This window comes from Halomonas sp. N3-2A (assembly GCF_002216165.1).
Taxonomy (GTDB): Bacteria; Pseudomonadota; Gammaproteobacteria; order Pseudomonadales; family Halomonadaceae; genus Vreelandella.
In genome coordinates this window covers 1116625-1136047 of the sequence record NZ_CP022286.1, presented here as the reverse complement: position 1 = coordinate 1136047, position 19423 = coordinate 1116625, and the positions used below count along the sequence as shown (strand labels likewise).

The following is a 19423-nucleotide window of genomic DNA, read 5'->3' as shown; positions in this document are numbered from 1 at the left end:
AGCGAGTAATTTATCCGTGTGAAACGCCTTGATACTCATAGTCACTACTGTGGCATCGACCTTTCCGATAACACTGACCCGCCCAACCGGTCATGTTTATCCCGGCCCACAAGCCTGGAGAGCTGGGCATTGCTGGCTTCACCTGGGTTAGAGAAACGGTGACCATTGCAGGATCGGCCTTGCCGCACAAGCTGTTTCACTACCGCCTGGTTGTCAGCGGTTGGGCTGAGTCGCCCTTTCCATCATTCATCTCGCTCGAAATGCAGCTCTGGCATCGGTCCTCGTTCCAGATAGGTGCCAAGCACAACATAGCTGTGGGTTGAATGTACTCCCTTGATCTTCTGAAGCTGGGACAGAAGCTTTTCAAGGCCGGCGGGCCCAGAGCAGCGCAACTTAAGGATCAGGCAGGTATCACCTGTAACCGTGTGAATCTCTTCCACATCGGCCAGTTTCCGCAGGGCAAGGATGGATTCCGTTATGTCTCCGCCCTCGGTCGTGACGTGAATGAAGGATAAGAGTGGGCAACCGATTTTTTCGCCATCAAGCTTCGCCACTGTCCCCCGAATAACTCCTTCGCGGCGCAGGCGTTTTACACGTTCATGCACCGCCGGAGGCGATAGATGGACTTGTTCAGACAGTTCGACATAAGACCGATCCGCCCGCTCGGCGAGCAGCCTTAATAACATTCGGTCAATGCGGTCAAGACCTGACCTATACGAGGTGCCTTGCCGTATACCATTCGTTTTCATCGCCACAATCCCCTAGTTCAATTGCTTTAGCCGCACCAAAAGCTAGGATACTGCTATATGACATATTACAAAAACGGTACTATTTCGAACGGCATTAGGTTAATCCAGGTAATCGCTTTGCTTTCTGGCGTTCTCCTTGTTGGATCGAATGCCTTTGTTCTGACCCCAATCCTCTCGGAAGTAGCCCAGGGGCTGGCAACGGAACCCTATCGTATCGCTTGGTCGATCTCTGCCTTTGGCGCGGCCACCGCAATTTCGGCCCTGACTCTTTCAGGGCTGATAGACAGGGCGCCAGCCGGGTGGGTCTTGGGCAGTGCCGCGTTACTGTTGGGGTTAGCGCAGGCATCAAGCGGATCAAGTCAGAACTGGATTTGGCTTTGCTTGTCGCAGGCGGTTGCGGGGATGGCGGTCGGTGTTCTTCTGCCTGGTGCCTATGCTACGGCCGTGGCGACAGCCCCGAAGGGACGTGAAGCGTCAAGACTTGGTATTGTGCTTACTGGTTGGGCGCTTTCTCTGGTATTGACAGTGCCATTGGCAGCCTTCATTGCCGAAAGGATCGGATGGAGAATGGTCTATGCGCTGCTAGCCGGGCTTTCGGTGCTGACCGCCCTAGGGCTGGTGACGGGTCTGCATGGTGTTCGCGGTGGTGTTGTATTACGTACACCTCCTTGGCGGGCACTACGGCTGCCGGGCGTGACGCGGCTGCTTTTGGTGATGTTTACCTATATGACCGCCTTTTACGGTAGTTTTGCTTTTTTTGGCGAAGGTATGCGGCAGGCTTTTCACCTTTCAGCAGAAGGTGTCGGAGCATTTGTAGTGGCTTATGGACTAGGGTTTGGTCTGGTTGGTATTGGGCTTGGGATCGTCGCGCCAAAGATCACACATCGTTATATCTTATTGGTACTGTTCAGCATCGCAATAAGTTATGCATGCTGGCATTTTGCACTTGGCATTCGACTAGTCGCGCTTATAGCAGCCTTTATTTGGGGAGCGCTAAACCAGTTGGGGCTGAATGCATTGGTCGTTTCGTTGAACCAGCACGCCGCAGAAGCGCGAGGCACTGTGATGGGACTTAACACGGCAGTAACTTATTCAGCGGTTTTTGCCGGGCCACTGGTTATGAGCCCAATCTATGCTGTCGCAGGCTTTACCTCGGTGTCCGCTCTTGCCGCCGTCTTCATTGTGATTGGCGTATTGCTCAGTTTGAAGGCCGAATAACCTCCAAATGAGTACCGTCATAAGCCCCAACCGTAAAAGCAACTCCTCCGTGATACCGCCATACAGAACGCGGTCGAGGAGTGGCACGGTGAATAGCTGCGACTTGTTAGGCTTCACGATCTTTGATCATAATTTCTGTCTGAACACCATTCCAATCTGCCAGCTCTAAACTACGCCAACCCAGCTTGCGATAGAGCCCTTGCTGGTCTGGAGTGTGCAAATATAATCTCGTAACTCCCCATTCCCACGCCTTCCTTTCTGCCACTTCACAAAGTTTAGCTGCGACTCCACGGCCTCTGTAACCCGGCATTACAAAGATTCCTGCAAGCCAAGGTGCTAGGTCTTCTCGCCCCTCTAAATCACAAACTCTCAAAGCACTCGTACCCAACGGAACGCCATTCTCATGCGCTACCCATGCGAGTGGTAACTGGTCTCGATTTTTGTGAGAAACCAGCTTCTCGTACCGTCGATCGTAGCTTTCTCCTGGGATTATATTTCTCCAGTGATCTGCCATTGCAGGTGCAAGCAGAGAGACAAACTCTGGAACATCTTCAAGATAATCAATTCTCAAGCTTGGCTCCTTAGGTTACGCCTAACGTTTGATATGAGTGACGACCGGAAGCGGGCGCAGCACGCTGGAAGGTGTCCGCCCCATGGAATGGTTAGACGTCACGGTGCGGTGAGAACTCAACGATGGCCTCAATTTCCACAGCAAACCCCTTGGGCAATGAGCCAACACCAATGGCGGAACGGGCATGCTCACCGCGCTCACCAAGCACTGCGACAAGTAGGTCAGAACAGCCGTTGATGACTTCCGTGTGAGAAGTAAAGTTTGGGTCGGCATTCACCATGCCAAAAACCTTGACGACACGCTGCACCCGCTCAAAGCTTCCAAGCGCCTCTTTGATGAGCGCCAGAAGGTACAGTCCGACCTCTTGAGCATAGACCCGGCCCTGCTCGACAGACACTTCCGCCCCTACTTTTGGGACAGTGCCTGCGTCTTCGCGCAGAGGAGCACCCTTACCAGACAGATAGAGCGTGGTCGACGAGATGACGTAGGGACGAAAGTTGCCCCTTGGTTTGGTGACGGAGGGTAGTTCTAGACCTAGCGAGCGAAGACGTTCTTCCACAGTTGGTTGCATTGTAAGTTCCCTATGTCCGCTTTTTGAGGCTCCGTGACATCTAACGCCGCATTCAGCAGTTTGTCCGCTGCAATGCTTTGATACTGCCCTCAGCTCAGACCGTTTGGTTAAGCTGAAAAGGCGACCAAACCTGACAGGAGAAGGCTCAATGAACTTTTACAGTAGCACTCATCGTCACTACTGTGGAATTGATCTGCATGCCCGTAGCCTGTATGCCTACATCCTTAATCAACAGAGGGAAACCCTGTTACATAAAGAGATTCCCGCTAGCCCAGAACCTCTACTTCGGCTAATCGAAACCTACCTGGATGATCTAGTGATCGGCGTCGAATGCATGCACTGCTGGTACTAGGTCGCTGATTTCTGTGAAGACCAGGGCATTGCTTTCATTCTCGGTCATGCCCTTTATATGACAAATTCTTCTGGAAAGAATTTAGACAGCTTTAGCTGGCCCGAAGGGAAAAATAAATCCTGCCCTTTTTGTTTTTTAAATTTACCAAAGTAGAACCTTTATTAGCAGGCGACCTACAGCACAAGTTTGAACCCTTCATGTGTGGCTTTGAATCCGAGTTTTTTATAAAACCTGATTGCATCTTGGCGCTGCTTGTCACTTGTCAACTGAACTATTGTACAGCCTTTATCTTTTGCCAACTTTATAGCATATTCAAACATTTGCTCACCGAGGCTTTGAGCACGATAGTCGCTATGAATTCGAACACCTTCAATAAGGCAGCTCCAACTACCTAGATGTGTAAGATAAGGGATGAATGTAATTTGAAGCACCCCAACTAGCGAATTTTCCAGCTCAACGACAAGCAATTCGTTGTTTGGGTCTCGTGTAATCGCTTCGAACGCAGCAATATATGCGCTATTCAAAGTAATGGCTGAGTCTTCTCTTTGACTACCAAGCAGATCATTTGAAAGCAAAGCTACAAGACTCTCCAGATCTTCAGATTTAGCTGAGCGATACTTTAAATCCATTGAAAGTTCCTTTTTACTGCTGACTGCTAATGCCTCAAGCTGTGACGCGAAGCCTCCGGCAGCCTTGACTTTTCATGTGTGGCTATTGATTATTTTACCCATCGAAAAGCACGCTTTAATTCGGCAACACCATTCGTTTCATACCAACGACCATGGGCAATGATTACCTTATCAGGACTCCATTTCAGAATTTTATCAATCGCCTTTTTTAATTGCTTATGGCGCCCTATATATGCCATTCGCAAATCAATTGGAAGCTTGCCGTCAGGATCCAAATTACCGGCAAGCCACATGAATATCCTAATAATTAGTGATTTTTCCATTTGAGCCTCAAAGTTCTCGATTAAATCAGCAAGGATAAGCGTATTAGAACCTTTATGGTAAAAGACTACCTCTTCTAAAATCCTGCTCCCTTTAACGATCAATTGCTCTATATCCCCTCGCCATTCAATTTCTGGCTCATCTGAAAGATCCTTATCAAATTCCCAACCAGCTTTTCGCGCGGCGTCACGAGAACCAGGAGATGCCCAGGATATTGCGTTTGGATATAGTGTTTTCCATTCACCAATCCACCAGTAGTGAATTCTGTTGGGAGACACAAGATGTTTAACTTCTCCTAGCTTTTCAACTTCTTCTTTCAACCGCTGAGTAAGCTCGACCGGAGAATGTATAAATAATGCCCCAGAAGATAATCGAACAATCGTCATCCTAGTAGGAAAGCTTACCCCTTTAAACTTTATGAGTGGCCCATCCACAATCCAAATATCTTTGGCAACAGGTTTAAGAACCTGTATAGGCTTATATGTTTCCACTGCTTTACTCCTGCATCTTTAACTGCTTCAACCAAGATAAGTAACACCTTGCTACTTACTTTCCTTGACCGATTTTACTTTGAAGGTAACGGTGCGAACGCCTGCATAGGCTGCGTCGTTGTCAACGCCACCGATAATGTCAGGTCGGTCGCTGTTCCGCTCAGTAGCGAGGCCTTGGTCAGAGGTACCGTTTTCTGCTTCCCCAAAGACTAGCCCACAATGCGACGGGAGGTTTGCTTCCGTCATGAATTAGCGATGGCTTTTAAAGCAGATTATTAACTACAATGAGCGTAACGTAAAAATCGAAAAACTTGTATTTTTCCAAAAATATAATTGAGCGCTAGTAGACCTGAGGCTTTAGATTTTGAAAAATGTCGCTGGAATTTTGTGTTTTCTTTTTTGTACACCTGTGTTTGCGCAGAATAGTTTTCATTTGCCAGGCGAGGCTAAAGTAGAGGGTGGAAGCTTTTACGTCGGCACAGTTTTCGGCGACCAAGATTATGCTGGCAATGCCAATCTTTCTACCCCGTCATTCTTGATAATGAAAACGGAAGTACCGTATCGGCTCTATCAGGAAGTGCAGTCCTGGGCATTCCAGCATGGTTATTCATTGGGCGACGCCTGTGATGGCGCCACAATTGACGGCTGTCGGTCAGACAACCAGAGTAGCGGCCAGCACCCTGCCGTTAATGTCACCTGGTGGGATACCATTTTATTTGCCAATGCCCTAAGCGAATACCAAGGGCTGACTCCCTACTACCTAGACACCGAGGGGGCGCCGCTTAAAGCCATACCGGAAATCGATGATAGCTCCGGCATACGAAGGGAGCCTAAAGCATCGGGGTACCGCTTACCTGATATGGTTGCATGGCAAGTCGCGGCTAGAGGGGGCTATGAAGGTATTGCAGACGGTTCCTATGGCTACCCTCATTCAGGCAGTCCACAACCGGAAACAGTCGCCAACTTCCCCTCTGAAGATGGCGCCGTATCGGGTACGTTGCCCGTAGGCTCTAAGCTTCCCAATACTTTGGATCTTTACGATATGAGCGGTAACGCGGCGGAGTGGATTGATGAAAGAAACCATTACGCTCAGGGAATCCCCATGTATTATTTTTGTGGTGGCAGCTATCAACAGGCTGTCACTAACGTGCTATCAGGTTGTGATGTACATTCTCCGGGGTTTGGAATGCCCGATATCGGTTTCCGGTTAATAAGAGCGGTCGATGAGTAAGCACCTATTCTTCCTGCTGGTTTACTTTTTTAGCACTAATGCCATGGCGTTTTCTCAGCTTGAGTTAACCGATGGCGTAAACCGTATTGATCTCAACAGAAACGGTATGGAGGATTATGTCATTGCCTCGATATATGACAGAAACATGTCATATAGTAATAATTCGCTGACCTTCTTCATTCGCTTGCCTAACGGCGAGCTCAGCATTATACCAGCAGCCAATCGAGATACATTCACTTGGCTAGATCATCGTATTTTCTCCGGCGCCATAACGATTCGGGACAACCGCCTTTTCGAGTCCGATAATGGCGTTTTTCTAGTGGTCGCCAAAAAGCATACTGAGAATAGGGATTTGTTTGGGCCTGGGCCTTTTACGTTTGAGGTTTACGGTATCCAACAATCCAGCCAACACCCCGGCGCCCCACTTTATGAGTGGTCACTATTGAAGACTTTTGAGTCGACTGGGCAACATGAGTCTTCCGAGCAGGCTTTCCTGGAAATCGACGCAGAGGCGCTGAAGCGGGGCAATAACTGAGCGCCCTAATCATTTCCCTGAGTAACGGTTAGACAACACTTAGCATTACTTGGTTGATGCTTACGTGTTCACGTAAGCATCAATGATGCCCGTCAAACAGTGTCTTCTTCTACTTCTTGTATGCTGGATTTTTTCGCCTCGCCTGAACTAGCCCAAGGTACACACTAAACCGAGAAAATCACATAATAGCTTTCGAGCAGCATGTTAGGCGATTTTTCGTGCTTTAATTGCGTACAACAATGGAACCTGTTGTCCCTTATATAACATTTGATACCCTAAGTCTGGCACCAACTCTAAACCATCAAAGCAATTATAAGGGCTATAGGGATGCTCAGAGAAAGACTCTATAGCTAACCCTGCACCAATTAAAGCGCTTATAACCTCACTCATTGAATGGGACCAAGTCACCACAGTTGATTTAGTGCCATCGCAGTTTTCGGTATAAGTACCTTCCTCTTCAACATCAGGGGCACCGCGAGAGAAGTACGAGTAACCTGACAACAAGTCGCAAAAAGCATGAAACTCAATCAGATGAAATTCGCCACCAGTTTTTAATGATTTAGCGACTGTTTGTGCCCAATCCGCCAAATTGGATAGCCAGCACAAAACTCCGTATGAAGTAAATACGATATCAAATTTCTGTGTGTTTTCACGACCAAATTGAACAACGTCACTTTCGATAAAATTTGCTTTTAAGCCTAAAGACTGCTTCAGTAAGTTTGCCTGTTCGATTGCATCAGCAGACAAATCAACACCCGTGACCTCTGCACCTAAACGAGCCCAAGACAGGGTATCTTGACCAAAATGACACTGTAGATGTAATAAAGATTTCCCCTCTACATTTCCAACCTGTTTCAGCTCTACTGGGTTTAACGAGCATTTACCATTTTTGAATGACTCAATATCGTAGAACGACGATTCAACGTGTACTTTGGTTCTTTTGTCCCACGCCTCTTTATTTATGCTCAAATAATCCATTTCACGCCTATACAGTATATTTTATCGTTTAACGAGACGGTAGAAAACCCCATTTCGAGCCGCCTCCACCGCCTATCATCCTAATTTATTTACTCAGCGAGTTATCTGCCTGAATCGTCATAATATTGGAATTCAGACGTTTGAGGGTCCACCTTAAGAGAGATGAAGCCGGAACGAAAAATACATCTCCGTGCTTAGCATTGTTAGCGAAAGATAGCCTATCGCTATATCCACACATCATTTTCCGCCCGAAGCTCGCCGCCGGAGTCCCCTGTATTGACCACGCCTTGAGGCTCAATAAGGAGGACATGGCATTCATCTTCAGCGAAGGGCCGATGCTCCACACCCTTGGGAACAACATATATCTCTCCTTCTGATAGATGAACAGTACCATCTCGGAGTTCAATGCCCATTGCTCCTTTGACTACCAAAAAAACCTCGTCCGTATCTTTATGATCATGCCAAACAAAATCCCCCTGAAACTTTGCCAGCTTGATCTGATAGTCGTTCATCTCCGCGACAACGCGTGGCGACCAGTGTTCAGCAAACTTACTGAATTTTTCGGACAAATTAACTACGTCTGATTGCATTGGTGTATACCTCCACCTTCTCGATAACGCCTTGCTCATTTACGCAACGGTTGTAGCGATTTTTTGTGCAACAGTGAACATTGTGAATGCATAAAAAGGAGCGTAGACCGCTGAATCAAATGGAGCAATTTGTTATGCATTAGTTTCATTTTGCTACTGGTTTTTTCTTTTTATCTATCAAAACATCCTGTTGCCATTTACTAGGTTTCTTGTCAGTGCGATGTATACACCCTACCCAGCAACAAGGTCTTTTTTTTCCTTTTAGAAGCTCTTCAGTAGCTCGAGCTATCCGTTTTACTCTAGTTTTCTCTTGTTTGGCGTCTTCAACCCAACAAATAAACTCATTACGGCCAATTGCCGATAAGGCTTCCCAAGTATTAATGAGGCCTTTTTCAGTTAATGCTACGGCCAAATCAACGGGCAATTCATGCACTAGGCCTCCGGAAAGTTTTGGCTTCATATTTAATCACCTAATTTCTGGTTTTGCGGGCCAACGTTCGAAATACATAAGAATGGCCGGATCGTAGGCCAGCCGTCCGGTCGCGTCGTTACGGTACTGGGAGATGGAAAACGGACAAGTCGAGCTTGTGCTCGATCAGATATAGCGTGTTCAAAGATGCTTGACGGGAGCTGGTCTTGGTAGTTGATCCCCCATGGCATTCTGATCGTGGTTATAAGCCTTGAAGCGCGGCATGCTGACCACTCCTCATCTGTTTTTCCCGATCCTACCAAAACCATCGTGCCGTAAACATTTGAAGCAGTTCAAACCCAAAATACCAAGCGTTGAAAATCCGTCTTAAACGCTTTTGTTATGGGCAACTTTGACGCGCCTGACCATCTTAATGTGAGAAATTCCCGTACTCTTAGCAACGTAGGATTGACCTGAAACCTTAAAGCCCAGCTTTTCATACATTGATACGGCATGTAGCCTAGCATTTAAATAAATTTCTTCAGCTCCCTTTTCAAGCGCTTCATGTGTCAGTTTCGTTAGGACACTTGTGCCTAAACCCTGCCCTTGCATGTCTGGGCGGACTACCATCTGAGATATCTTAAAGATTCGTGGGATTGCTTCGCTTAGCCGACCATATGCGCACAACGAACCATTCTCAATTGCAGCGATATGAAAACTACTACTTTCGAGTGCATCAAACAATATTTCTCGCGGAAGACCAGGAGCTCGGAAAAATAAGTCATACCGTAAATCCAATGCTTCTTTGTATAACTCATCCGTGCTTTCTAAGTAAATAAATTCCATTTTATCTCCCTTGCCCATAACGCCTGAGTTGATTGGCGTTTGTAGAGCAGACACAGCCTACGGAGCAAACATCTATTTCCAACGACTTGATATTCCTTGAGCCTGATCCCCCAACCCAGCCCGTTTGGCTAAGCTAAAAAGGCGACCAAACCTAACAGGAGAAGCCTCAATAGGCGACCGAAGGAAATACCCTTGCGGTATTTTTTCTGTAAGCCATCAACAGCCAACGATGACAGATAAAGCAGTATCACTGCTCAGGGTCTTGATATTGACCGCTTACGCGGCCAATAAAAATACTGTGGCCTATTGACAGGCAGAAGGCTCATAGGCGCTATATGTAGTTTCTAACTTCATCAATGGTTCTGGTTAATTTATTTCTTTCTTCATGATGAAGTCATTTTGCACTTCATTACCCATTATAAAGCGATGTGAACCAAATTCGTAAAAACCATTCTTCTTATAAAAATCTATTGCTGCTAAGTTTTTCTCCCAAACACCTAACCAAGCAAAGCTTTTAATTAATTCCTTTGCTCTTTTAACCCCATGACTGAGCATAATCTTACCCAAGCCTCTAGATTTATATTGGGCCTTTACATAGATCCTTTCGATTTCTAGTCCATTTTCATTTTTTAAATCAGATTGAGCGCTATTGACATTTAGCTTAAGGTAACCAGCAAGCTCATCATCTACTCGAATAAAATAAAACTCACTATCTTCATTCATAATTTCTTGACGTATTTTATTTCGTTCAAATGCTTGATCCAGATAAGTCTTCATCACTTCATCGGAACAATACGATTTAAACGCTTCAAGATATGTCGACCTTCCAACTTCAACTAATTCGTCAAGGCTTTTAACATCACATTTTTCCAACATGATCTTTTCGTTAGTCAAAATAACCCCCTTACATCAATGTATCTTTTTCATATAACAGTTTATTAGTGCGCATGCGCATTATCCTGAAAGCCCTGTCTCTCTAAAAGCATTCCAATCTATTGATAAAAAAACACCACCATCTCCCGCCCTAAAGCCTGCTATAAAATGCGCGTGCGTGGGATAGAAAACCAACAGATCCAGCTTGTACTCGACTAGGTAGTGTATTGCATGCTCAAAGGTGTTTTTTTGCAGTCTAAACACCCGCCTAAGGGGCTAGCAACGCACTGCTAACAAATACAACAACCGTATCCACTTCGGTGCAACGTGACTGGAAGCGCCGTGCGTTAATAACTCCTCTTAAGCCGTTGATTATGCCCAAAGTACTCGCTTCATTAGCTGCGCACCATCACCATAACTTTTACACACTTCTTGTTCTAATGGTGTAAAACCTTGTTTTTGCCAAAACTGCATTGAGTTCTGAACAGACACTAGCCGAATTTCTCTGTAGCCTGAAACGATGGCAACGTTCATTAAATGCGCCATCATTTTTGAACCAATACCTTTGCCAAACGAATTACTCGACACAGCTAAATCGTGGAGGAACAAAATTGATCCTTCTGTCCCTTTCGGTAGCTTGTTGAACAATTTCGGTGGCATCTTACTGTTCCAAGAATGCGCTAATGCATATCCTGCTAGCCGCTCATTATCTCTATAAATAAAACAGCTACTTGGCGACCTCAGCCACTTATCCTGCAACACCTCTAGGCTCTCTGGTTCAACCAAATGGTAAACTTCTGCTTGCAGTTTCAATATCTCAGGCCAAGTTGTTTCCACGATAGATTCTATTGACATGCTCTGACCTAACATACGTTGGGCATAACAGCGTGTTCTAGCTCATTAGTCCCAGGATATGCACTTGATGGCTTCACTCAGGTACAGCTTAGAGCTACCGCAGCGCTTTCGGCTAGTTAAAAAAGGCACGCTACCGCCCCGGTACAACTGGGCTGCGTTAACACGCTCCGCTGGCGACCGTCTGTGTTTTTCTTGTCTGATATTACGTTAAGCAAACTATCTATTTTTGACATTACTCAGTTTTCTTCGGTATGGCAAAGTCCTTTCGCGGGAGCCTCATTCACTCGTTCCTCGCGATATTCGTTACCGCGCGCTACAAGTTGCTTTGATTGGTTATAACGGCACGGCTAGTGTTGGCGGCATTATCATCGCGCGCTGAAGCGCCCTCCCACAATAATTCGAGGCCTATGGGCAGCAGCACGCACCGCACTACATGAATGCACTTATTGTTACGTTTATGCGAAGTTTCCCGCGCCTTCTGCTAGCCAATTGTTGAAAAGCCTATTAGCCTGCTAACTCAACCAGCAAGGGATTGAGATGCAAGAGACAACGATGCGGCAGCGGGTGGCGGGTGTTTTGATTCTGCTTGGGCTGTTCGCTCAAATTATTGGTTTTATCGGTGTGATACCGACGGCGCAGGCGGTGAGCTATGTGCTGTGGATAGCGGTGGCGCTGCTGTGGCGGGATATTCCGCGTCGTTCGCGCATTCAGGCGGGGGTATTGATTACCCTTGGAGTGCTGATGCTAGTGGTGGCGCAGGTGATTTATGGTGCCAATGTCAATTGGCCTGCCATGCTTCAGGGCAATGTGTTTGTGGCCACGATGCTGGTGGGCGTTAGCTTTATTTCGTTGATTGGCACCCAGGGTAATAAGCGCCCGCCGGGTAAACGAGTGACCGGTGCAGATGGCGTGCTGCGCACGTGGCTAGGGGTGCACTTTCTCGGCACTATTCTGAATCTTTCGACGATTTTTATGGTGGGCGACCGCTTAGCTAGGCGCTCTCCGTTAACCATGCCCCAGCTGTTGGCCTTAAATCGTGGGCTTTCAAGTGCGGCATTGTGGTCGCCCTTCTTTGCCTCTATGGCGGTGGTGATTGCCTTAGCGCCCGACGTTCAGTACGGCCAGATTGCGCTGATTGGGTTTCCGTTGGCGATGCTATCGGGGCTATTAACCACCCTAGAGTTGAGGCGTCGGTTTGATTTAACCGAGATCGACGGCTTTTCACTTTCACCACGCAGCCTGTTAATGCCGGCGAGCATGGCAGCACTGGTGATGCTGTTTCATTTTTGGCTGACGCCGTCGCTCACCATTGTCAGTATTATTACCTTTTTACTGCCAGTGGTAGCGGTGCTGAGCAACCTACGGGAAGGCACCCGCTTTACCCTGCGGCGCATTCGCCAACACACCACCACAAGGCTACCCGCCATGCGCGGGGAAATTTCGCTGTTTTTAGCGGCGGGCTTGTTAACGCTGGGGCTTTCTACCCTGGTAGCGGCCGCAGCAGGTGACGAATGGACGCTATTTGCTACCTTTGGCATGTGGCAAGCCATGGTGAGCTTTGCGGCGATTACGCTGAGTGCGCTGGTGGGATTACACCCGATCATTGGCGTTTCCGTGCTGGCATCTATTTTGAATTTAGCAAGTGGTGAGCAAACGCTGTTTGCCTTTGTTGCCCTGAGCGCCTGGGCGGTAGGCACCAGCGTTGGGCCGTTATCTGGCATTAACCTTTCGCTGCAGGGGCGCTACGGAATTAGCGGCTACCGCATGATGAAAAACAATTTACTGTATGCCGCCATGATGAGCCTGCTCTCGCTGGGCGCGATCGCAGGCCTGAGCATCTGGGTCAATTAAGTGATGAGTGCGCTAGCCGCTTAGGTTTCGACGATTTTACTGGGAAAGCGGTAGAAATAGCGGTGGCCACACTGGTGGCATGGTTCCAGGCGCGAGACGCTTTCTAGCATCACCTGGGCATCGCAGTGTACGCACGCCATCAGGCCCGGTGCGGCAACTTCACCCTCGCAGTAGTCGGCACGAGCAGCTTCCAAGTCATCTTCGAAGCGTTCGCGCTCCACCACGCTGCGGTCGGCGATTGAAAGCAGCGATTCCGCTACCCGCCGTGAAAGGTTGTCGATATCGATGCCCAACCAGCTAGCAACCTGTTTACCGGTATCCGCCATGTAGTAGCGCATATCTTTCAGGTCACGTTCTACCCAGGCACGCAGCAGGGCTAACTCATCTTTGGTGTACTCTTCCAGCTCCGCTTCAAAGGCAACGGCGTCGTCCAAATCCTTTTGTAGATTATCCCAGGTAAGATCGTTAGCCCCGTCCTGCATACGTTCTAGCAGGCGCTCGTAGCCTTCGCGCAAACGGTGATCGTTATGTTGTTCCATGGTACCTCTCCTTTTGTCGACCCAAGGTGCGGCCTATCATCGGCTAACCGTTCAAGGATACACCTGCATAGGATACAATCGACGTTACTTATCTGACAGCCGTCATCCATTATTCACTTTGCGCCCTTTTTGGGCGAATTACCCCAAGGCATTGAAAACACCGATGGACGCACATTACAGCCCCCGTGAGATTGAACGTGACGCTCAGCAGTACTGGGATAAACACCAGTGCTTCAAAGCAGTAGAAGACGCTAACCGCGAAAAGTTCTACTGCCTATCCATGTTCCCCTACCCCAGCGGCAAGCTGCATATGGGTCACGTGCGTAACTATACTATCGGCGACGTTGTGTCCCGTTTCCAGCGCATGCAGGGTAAAAATGTCATGCAGCCCATGGGCTGGGATGCGTTCGGTATGCCTGCGGAAAATGCCGCGATTCAAAACCAGGTGCCGCCCGCGAAGTGGACCTATCAAAACATTGATTACATGCGTAACCAGTTGAAGGCACTTGGCTTTGCCTACGACTGGAGCCGCGAATTCGCTACCTGCGATACCAGTTATTACCGCTGGGAGCAGTGGTTCTTTACCAAGCTGGTCGAAAAAGGCTTGGTCTATAAGAAAATGTCCACGGTGAACTGGGACCCAGTTGACCAAACGGTACTGGCTAACGAGCAGGTAATTGACGGCTGCGGCTGGCGTTCTGGGGCACCGGTAGAGCGTAAAGAGATCCCGCTGTGGTTCTTGAAAATTACCGACTACGCCGATGAACTGCTGGCAGATCTTGATAATGTCGAGTGGCCCGAACAGGTCAAAACCATGCAGCGCAACTGGATTGGTAAATCCCGCGGCGTTGAGATGACCTTTGATATTCAGGCGGAAGACGGCAGCGCCTGCGAGCCGCTGGCGGTGTATACCACCCGCCCGGATACGCTGTTGGGTGTCACCTACGTGGCCGTCGCCGCTGGTCACCCGCTGGCTAAGCAGGCTGCCGCGCAAAACAGCGAACTGGCAGCGTTTTGTGACGAGTGCGCCAAAGGTGGCACGTCGGAAGCCGAAATGGCTACCAAAGAAAAACTGGGCATGCTCACTGGGCACAAAGCGATTCACCCGCTCACCGGTGATGAAGTGCCGGTGTTTGTGGCCAACTTTGTATTAATGGAGTTTGGTACCGGTGCGGTGATGGCGGTACCCGCCCACGACCAGCGCGACTGGGAATTTGCGACCAAGTACGGTGTAGAGCTGAAGCCTGTGGTGGCCGATGCCAACGGCAACCAGCCGGATATTTCCGAAGGTGCTTATGTTGAGCACGGCACGCTAATTAACTCAGGCGAATTTGATGGCCTGGAATTCCAGGCGGCGTTTGATGCGATTGCCGCAAAGCTTACTGAGCTTGGCCGTGGTGAAGTAAAAACCAATTACCGTCTGCGTGACTGGGGTATTGCTCGCCAGCGTTATTGGGGTGCGCCAATTCCTGTGAAATACGGCCCGGAAGGCCAAACCGTGCCGCTCTCCGATGATGAACTACCGGTAGCGCTACCCATGGAAGTCACCGTGGATGCTTCCGGTTCGCCGCTGAAGAGAATGCCCGAGTTTTCTGAACTGGGCGATGGTTGGGTGCGCGAAACCGACACCTTCGATACCTTTATGGAATCGTCCTGGTACTTTGCCCGCTTCTGCTGCGCGGATAACCACGAAGCCATGCTAGACGAGCGCGCCAATTACTGGCTGCCCGTTGACCTGTATATCGGCGGTATCGAACACGCGATTCTGCATCTGCTCTACGCCCGTTTCTTCCATAAGCTGCTGCGCGATTTCGGCATGCTGGATTCCGATGAGCCGTTCCAGCAACTGCTCACTCAGGGCATGGTCATCGCGGAAACCTTCTACCGCTTTAAAGATAACGGTGGTAAGGAGTGGTTCAATCCCGCTGATGTAGAAGTAAAACGCGATGAGAAAGGTCGTCCGTTAAGCGCTGTTCTGATCAGCGACGGCCTGCCGGTAGAGATGGGCGGCATCGAGAAGATGTCTAAATCGAAAAACAACGGTGTTGATCCTCAGTCGATGATCGACAAGTTTGGTGCCGATACTGTCCGTCTGTTTATGATGTTTGCCGCACCGCCCGAGCAGTCGCTGGAGTGGTCGGATTCAGGCGTTGAAGGTGCGCACCGCTTCTTGAAACGGATTTGGCGTCAGGTGACCGAGCACCTTGCTGCTGGTACACCGGGCGAATTGACGGTTGATGCGTTAAACGACGACCAAAAAGCGCTGCGTCGTAAGACCCACGAGACAATCAAGAAAGCTAGTGATGACATTGGCCGCCGCACCACCTTCAATACCGCCATTGCCGCAGTCATGGAACTCTCTAACGCAGTGGCCAAGTTCGACGACACGTCCGAGCTCGGCTTAGCGGTCAGTCGCGAAGCGCTTGAGGCATGTGTGCTGCTGCTAGCACCCATTACACCGCACCTGTGCCACACGCTGTGGCAACAATTAGGCTATGACCAGCCCGCCATTGAAGCTCAGTGGCCGAAGGTGGATGAAGCCGCGCTCACCCGCGACAGTATCGAACTCGTCGTGCAAGTGAACGGAAAACTGCGCGCGCGCCTAGAAGCCCCGGCCAGCGCAGATAAAGCCGCCATCGAGCAACTGGCGATGGAGAACGAAAACGTCCAGCGCCATCTGGAAGGTAAAACGGTTCGTAAAGTCATCGTTGTACCCGGCAAGCTGGTTAACATTGTGGTGAGTGGATGAAACCATCCCAACACGTTACACGCCGTCGTTTCCTCGCTACCAGCATCGCCGCCTCAGCGGCGGTGTTGCTCAGCGGCTGCGGGTTTCGCTTGCGCGGTTTAGATTCAATGCCGCGCCTGCCGGCCCTGTCACTAGAGGGCGACGACAAAAGTGCCTTGGCCCAACAGCTACGCATCCGGTTACTGCAGCAAAGCAGCGAGGTTTCTGATGGCGCCCCCTGGCGGGTCACGCTGGGCTCACCAACGCTTCGCCAACGCCGTATTGGCAGCGAAGGACGTGCCAGCCAAGAACATGAGCTAACGCTAAGCACGTCTCTCTCCGTGCAGCAGCGAGAGGACAATGCTTATGTGCTTAATAATGCAACGATAACGACCGATACACGCATTCGGGTCAGCGATGATGATCTGCTCAATCGCGAAACCCTCTTTCAAGAAGCGGAACAAACGCTAACGCGACAACTGGCTGAGCGCATTGTCGAAAGACTGGCGAACCTTGAGGCCATTCAGTGAAGGTATTTTCGGATCAGCTTCCCGCGGCCTTAGCAAAAAAATTGCCTAAGGTGGTGATTGTTGCCGGTGATGAGCCACTGCAACATCGTGATGCCTGCGATGCCGTGCGCTCAGCCGCGCGGCAAGCGGGTGTTGAAGAGCGGGAAGTGCTTGATGTAGAGCCTAACTTTGCCTGGGGCCGACTGCTGGAAACCGCCAGCAACCTCTCTTTATTCGCCTCTAATAAGCTTCTGGAACTGCGGTTGGGGACACACAAACTTGGCCAAGATGGCAGTAAAGCACTGGCACAGTATGCGGAATTGATGGATGGCAGTGACGACTTGCTGCTGATTAGCATGGGCAAGCTAGACGCCAAGCAACAAAAAAGCGCTTGGTTTAAAGCACTCGATAAACACGGTTTATTTGTACCTGTATGGCCCGTTGATGCTTCGCGATTAGGCTACTGGCTGCGGGATCGCGCATCGCTGCATGGTTTGCAAATTGACCTAGAAGCGGCTCGTTTATTGGGTGAGCGCACCGAAGGTAATCTGTTGGCCGCTGATCAAGAGCTGCAAAAACTCGCACTGATTCATCCACCTAACACTCGCCTTAATGTTGAAAGCATTGCCCAAGGCGTGGAAGACAGCACCCGCTTTGATGTGTTTAACCTTGCGGATGCCTGTTTAAAAGGAGAGCCAAGCCGGACCTCGCGTATCGTTAACGGGCTGCGCAGTGAAGGGGTTGAAGCTCCCATCGTGCTTTGGGCACTCAGTCGCGAGCTACGCACCCTGCTTTCGCTGCACCAGCATTTGGATCAGGGACAAAGCTTTGAGCACGCGTGTAAAACTCAGAAACCAATGATTTTTGATAAACGCCGCCCCGCTTACCAAAAAGCGATCAGTCGCCTATCAATGAAACGTTTACACAAACTCCTGCTGATGGCCCAACGGTTAGATCTTGCTGTGAAAGGGGCTTCTGCGGTGCCCTTATGGCCAGGGCTTCATGACCTAGCCATGACCATGGCGGGCGGTAAAGGGCTGTTAGCTGAATCCCCTTGGACCTACCGCATTAGTGCAAATAATTAGCACTTTTCGTTTTCGCCTTAAATCCAGTACGGTTTATTTCTATACTATTGATTCAGGTTACAAATTACCTTGCTCCCCGATACGTCTAAGGATGAAGACAATGAAAAAAGTGCGTGCTTATCTCTCAAGCTTGCTGATCGCTGCGTTAGTCATTACCAGCCTACCTGTTGCCGCTGCGCCCACAGCCCCGCAGAGTATGGACGCTACCTCTACAGACTTAGCCTCTACAAACTTAGTCTCTACCCAATCTGTTTTAGCAGGCGACCGCGCAGGTGCTGACCGCGAGCGTATCAATGAAATTCTCGCCCGTGCAGATGTGCAAGAAGAGCTGCTCAAGCAGGGTGTCGATCTAGATGACGTTGAAGCCCGCGTTGCCGCACTAAGCGATGCAGAAGCGCAGCAAATGGCCGAACAACTCGAACAGCTGCCCGCCGGCGCCGGCGTGATTGGCGCCCTGTTTGCGGTATTCGTTATCCTACTGGTGACAGACATTCTCGGCCTGACCGATGTTTATCCGTTCACTCGCTGATTTGACTGCCATGATGAAACACCTTTTAAACGCCCGCTTTGCGGGCGTTTTACTGCTTGCCCTGCTGCTGCCCACTCTGCTTAGCGGCTGCGCCAGAAGCCCGGTGCTGTTAGAAAGCACTAAAGCTAGCCTAGCACCGCAAACTGAGCTGACCGAAGTACCGTTTTACGCCCAGACGGCGTATCAGTGTGGCCCAGCAACACTGGCAATGGCGCTCAATCACCAGGGGGTAGATGCAGGGCTTGAGCAGTTAATCCCACAGGTATTTCTGCCTGGGCGAGAAGGTAGCGTCCAACCTGAAATGCTAGCCACTGTGCGCCGCTATAAACAGTTGGCAATTCCCGTTCGTGGCACCATGGATGCATTGCTTGGCCATTTGGAAGCAGGTGACCCTGTAGTGGTGATGCAAAACCTCGCCTTGCCAGCTTTCCCGATGTGGCACTACGCGGTAGCCATTGGTTTTGATTTACCTAATGAAACGCTGATTTTACGTAGTGGCGAAATCGAACGACATACGATGTCGTTTAGCCGCTTTGATGCTACCTGGGCACGCAGTGAGCGCTGGGGATTTGTGGTTAGCGAACCAGGCAGCCTGCCCGAAGGCGTTACCGCCCGCAATGCACTGGAAGCCATTAGCGCTTACGAGGAGCAGCATGGGCCTGTAGCAACACTTTCCAGCTGGCAAGCCTTTGTAAAACGCTTCCCTGCCAATCCGCTAGGTCAATTTGCACTTGGCAATGCGCTATACGCCGATCAACAACCTCAAGCAGCGCTAGAAGCCTTCGAATCAGCCACACAGCTTGACCCTGCCATGGGCGCTGCATGGCTCAATGTCGCCATACTCAGGCTTCAGCAGGAAAATAGGGAGGGTGCGCGGGAAGCACTCACTCAGGCTGCCACCTTAGACGGTGACTGGCAGCCACGCGCGCAGCAACTGCTGGATGGTTTGTGAGGCGTGAGTAT

At 49.7% G+C, this 19423-nt stretch carries 22 protein-coding genes; 10 read left to right on the top strand and 12 right to left on the bottom strand.

Features of this window, described 5'->3' with window-relative positions:
• Positions 1–242 precede the first annotated feature (242 nt).
• Positions 243–749 (bottom strand): Lrp/AsnC family transcriptional regulator, encoded by a 507-nt coding sequence (locus CEK60_RS05275; protein WP_089038137.1) that lies wholly within the window; start codon positions 747–749, stop codon positions 243–245.
• 57 nt (positions 750–806) lie between these two features.
• Between CEK60_RS05275 and CEK60_RS05270 the strand changes: the two genes are divergently transcribed.
• On the top strand, positions 807–1967 hold the full coding sequence (locus CEK60_RS05270; protein ID WP_089038136.1) for an MFS transporter: 1161 nt from the start codon (positions 807–809) through the stop codon (positions 1965–1967).
• 106 nt (positions 1968–2073) lie between these two features.
• Here the strand turns inward: CEK60_RS05270 and CEK60_RS05265 are convergent, their stop codons facing one another.
• Positions 2074–2538 (bottom strand): GNAT family N-acetyltransferase, encoded by a 465-nt coding sequence (locus tag CEK60_RS05265; RefSeq protein WP_089038135.1) that lies wholly within the window; start codon positions 2536–2538, stop codon positions 2074–2076.
• A 91-nt stretch (positions 2539–2629) separates the two neighbouring features.
• Positions 2630–3109 carry a RidA family protein gene (locus CEK60_RS05260; protein ID WP_089038134.1) on the bottom strand — a complete coding sequence of 160 codons (480 nt, stop codon included), beginning with the start codon at positions 3107–3109 and terminating at the stop codon, positions 2630–2632.
• Between the two features lie 148 nt (positions 3110–3257).
• Here CEK60_RS05260 and CEK60_RS05255 point away from each other — a divergent pair, with 148 nt between their 5' ends.
• Positions 3258–3461 (top strand): hypothetical protein, encoded by a 204-nt coding sequence (locus tag CEK60_RS05255; protein WP_198361468.1) that lies wholly within the window; start codon positions 3258–3260, stop codon positions 3459–3461.
• Between the two features lie 173 nt (positions 3462–3634).
• On the opposite strand, the gene CEK60_RS05250 is transcribed toward CEK60_RS05255, so the two are convergent.
• Complete coding sequence (locus CEK60_RS05250; protein WP_089038133.1) at positions 3635–4090, bottom strand: GNAT family N-acetyltransferase; 456 nt, start codon at positions 4088–4090, stop codon at positions 3635–3637.
• 89 nt (positions 4091–4179) lie between these two features.
• Entirely contained in the window at positions 4180–4902 is a 723-nt protein-coding gene (locus tag CEK60_RS05245; protein WP_089038132.1) for a DUF4336 domain-containing protein, read from the bottom strand.
• A gap of 409 nt (positions 4903–5311) precedes the next feature.
• On the opposite strand from CEK60_RS05245, the gene CEK60_RS05240 reads away from it, so the two are divergent.
• Entirely contained in the window at positions 5312–6133 is an 822-nt protein-coding gene (locus tag CEK60_RS05240; protein WP_089038131.1) for an SUMF1/EgtB/PvdO family nonheme iron enzyme, read from the top strand.
• Complete coding sequence (locus tag CEK60_RS05235; protein WP_089038130.1) at positions 6126–6668, top strand: carbapenem self-resistance protein CarG family protein; 543 nt, start codon at positions 6126–6128, stop codon at positions 6666–6668. Before CEK60_RS05240 ends, CEK60_RS05235 begins: the two co-directional genes overlap by 8 nt.
• A 204-nt stretch (positions 6669–6872) precedes the next feature.
• Here the strand turns inward: CEK60_RS05235 and CEK60_RS05230 are convergent, their stop codons facing one another.
• From CEK60_RS05230 to CEK60_RS05205, 6 genes are all read right to left on the bottom strand, one after another.
• Positions 6873–7646 (bottom strand): class I SAM-dependent methyltransferase, encoded by a 774-nt coding sequence (locus tag CEK60_RS05230; protein ID WP_089038129.1) that lies wholly within the window; start codon positions 7644–7646, stop codon positions 6873–6875.
• Positions 7647–7870: 224 nt separating this feature from the next.
• On the bottom strand, positions 7871–8236 hold the full coding sequence (locus tag CEK60_RS05225; protein WP_089038128.1) for a cupin domain-containing protein: 366 nt from the start codon (positions 8234–8236) through the stop codon (positions 7871–7873).
• A 145-nt stretch (positions 8237–8381) separates the two neighbouring features.
• The gene (locus tag CEK60_RS05220; RefSeq protein ID WP_089038127.1) at positions 8382–8696 is read right to left on the bottom strand and encodes a YdeI/OmpD-associated family protein; all 315 of its coding nucleotides are present in this window, start codon (positions 8694–8696) and stop codon (positions 8382–8384) included.
• A gap of 336 nt (positions 8697–9032) precedes the next feature.
• A complete protein-coding gene (locus tag CEK60_RS05215) occupies positions 9033–9491 on the bottom strand; it encodes a GNAT family N-acetyltransferase (protein ID WP_089038126.1) in 459 nt (152 codons plus the stop codon).
• A 366-nt stretch (positions 9492–9857) separates the two neighbouring features.
• Positions 9858–10385 (bottom strand): GNAT family N-acetyltransferase, encoded by a 528-nt coding sequence (locus CEK60_RS05210; RefSeq protein ID WP_198361467.1) that lies wholly within the window; start codon positions 10383–10385, stop codon positions 9858–9860.
• Positions 10386–10736: 351 nt separating this feature from the next.
• Positions 10737–11219, bottom strand: a complete 483-nt coding sequence (locus tag CEK60_RS05205) for a GNAT family N-acetyltransferase (protein ID WP_089040859.1) — start codon at positions 11217–11219, stop codon at positions 10737–10739.
• 537 nt (positions 11220–11756) lie between these two features.
• Here CEK60_RS05205 and CEK60_RS22365 point away from each other — a divergent pair.
• A complete protein-coding gene (locus CEK60_RS22365; protein WP_089038124.1) occupies positions 11757–13070 on the top strand; it encodes a hypothetical protein in 1314 nt (437 codons plus the stop codon).
• A 20-nt stretch (positions 13071–13090) separates the two neighbouring features.
• Here the strand turns inward: CEK60_RS22365 and CEK60_RS05195 are convergent, their stop codons facing one another.
• Positions 13091–13609: a zinc ribbon-containing protein gene (locus CEK60_RS05195; protein WP_089038123.1), complete on the bottom strand. Its 519-nt coding sequence runs from the start codon at positions 13607–13609 to the stop codon at positions 13091–13093.
• A gap of 163 nt (positions 13610–13772) precedes the next feature.
• On the opposite strand from CEK60_RS05195, the gene leuS reads away from it, so the two are divergent.
• From leuS to CEK60_RS05170, 5 genes are all read left to right on the top strand, one after another.
• A complete protein-coding gene (leuS, locus tag CEK60_RS05190; RefSeq protein WP_089038122.1) occupies positions 13773–16358 on the top strand; it encodes a leucine--tRNA ligase in 2586 nt (861 codons plus the stop codon).
• A complete protein-coding gene (locus tag CEK60_RS05185) occupies positions 16355–16867 on the top strand; it encodes an LPS-assembly lipoprotein LptE (RefSeq protein ID WP_089038121.1) in 513 nt (170 codons plus the stop codon). The genes leuS and CEK60_RS05185 overlap by 4 nt, the downstream gene beginning before the upstream one ends.
• Positions 16864–17931, top strand: coding sequence for a DNA polymerase III subunit delta (gene holA, locus CEK60_RS05180; protein ID WP_089038120.1), 1068 nt, complete (start codon positions 16864–16866; stop codon positions 17929–17931). The genes CEK60_RS05185 and holA overlap by 4 nt, the downstream gene beginning before the upstream one ends.
• A gap of 100 nt (positions 17932–18031) precedes the next feature.
• A complete protein-coding gene (locus tag CEK60_RS05175) occupies positions 18032–18460 on the top strand; it encodes a PA2779 family protein (RefSeq protein ID WP_089038119.1) in 429 nt (142 codons plus the stop codon).
• A gap of 10 nt (positions 18461–18470) precedes the next feature.
• Complete coding sequence (locus CEK60_RS05170; RefSeq protein ID WP_446718651.1) at positions 18471–19412, top strand: PA2778 family cysteine peptidase; 942 nt, start codon at positions 18471–18473, stop codon at positions 19410–19412.
• Positions 19413–19423 lie beyond the last annotated feature (11 nt).

What these genes read in the sequence shown, in the direction of transcription:
- CEK60_RS05275 (WP_089038137.1), bottom strand. Translation starts at nt 749, where the DNA reads ATGAAAACGAATGGTATACGGCAAGGCACCTCGTATAGGTCAGGTCTT.
- CEK60_RS05270 (WP_089038136.1), top strand. Translation starts at nt 807, where the DNA reads ATGACATATTACAAAAACGGTACTATTTCGAACGGCATTAGGTTAATC.
- CEK60_RS05260 (WP_089038134.1), bottom strand. Translation starts at nt 3,109, where the DNA reads ATGCAACCAACTGTGGAAGAACGTCTTCGCTCGCTAGGTCTAGAACTA.
- CEK60_RS05255 (WP_198361468.1), top strand. Translation starts at nt 3,258, where the DNA reads ATGAACTTTTACAGTAGCACTCATCGTCACTACTGTGGAATTGATCTG.
- CEK60_RS05250 (WP_089038133.1), bottom strand. Translation starts at nt 4,090, where the DNA reads ATGGATTTAAAGTATCGCTCAGCTAAATCTGAAGATCTGGAGAGTCTT.
- CEK60_RS05235 (WP_089038130.1), top strand. Translation starts at nt 6,126, where the DNA reads ATGAGTAAGCACCTATTCTTCCTGCTGGTTTACTTTTTTAGCACTAAT.
- CEK60_RS05230 (WP_089038129.1), bottom strand. Translation starts at nt 7,646, where the DNA reads ATGGATTATTTGAGCATAAATAAAGAGGCGTGGGACAAAAGAACCAAA.
- CEK60_RS05225 (WP_089038128.1), bottom strand. Translation starts at nt 8,236, where the DNA reads ATGCAATCAGACGTAGTTAATTTGTCCGAAAAATTCAGTAAGTTTGCT.
- CEK60_RS05220 (WP_089038127.1), bottom strand. Translation starts at nt 8,696, where the DNA reads ATGAAGCCAAAACTTTCCGGAGGCCTAGTGCATGAATTGCCCGTTGAT.
- CEK60_RS05215 (WP_089038126.1), bottom strand. Translation starts at nt 9,491, where the DNA reads ATGGAATTTATTTACTTAGAAAGCACGGATGAGTTATACAAAGAAGCA.
- CEK60_RS05205 (WP_089040859.1), bottom strand. Translation starts at nt 11,219, where the DNA reads ATGTCAATAGAATCTATCGTGGAAACAACTTGGCCTGAGATATTGAAA.
- CEK60_RS22365 (WP_089038124.1), top strand. Translation starts at nt 11,757, where the DNA reads ATGCAAGAGACAACGATGCGGCAGCGGGTGGCGGGTGTTTTGATTCTG.
- CEK60_RS05195 (WP_089038123.1), bottom strand. Translation starts at nt 13,609, where the DNA reads ATGGAACAACATAACGATCACCGTTTGCGCGAAGGCTACGAGCGCCTG.
- leuS (WP_089038122.1), top strand. Translation starts at nt 13,773, where the DNA reads ATGGACGCACATTACAGCCCCCGTGAGATTGAACGTGACGCTCAGCAG.
- CEK60_RS05185 (WP_089038121.1), top strand. Translation starts at nt 16,355, where the DNA reads ATGAAACCATCCCAACACGTTACACGCCGTCGTTTCCTCGCTACCAGC.
- CEK60_RS05175 (WP_089038119.1), top strand. Translation starts at nt 18,032, where the DNA reads ATGAAAAAAGTGCGTGCTTATCTCTCAAGCTTGCTGATCGCTGCGTTA.
- CEK60_RS05170 (WP_446718651.1), top strand. Translation starts at nt 18,471, where the DNA reads ATGATGAAACACCTTTTAAACGCCCGCTTTGCGGGCGTTTTACTGCTT.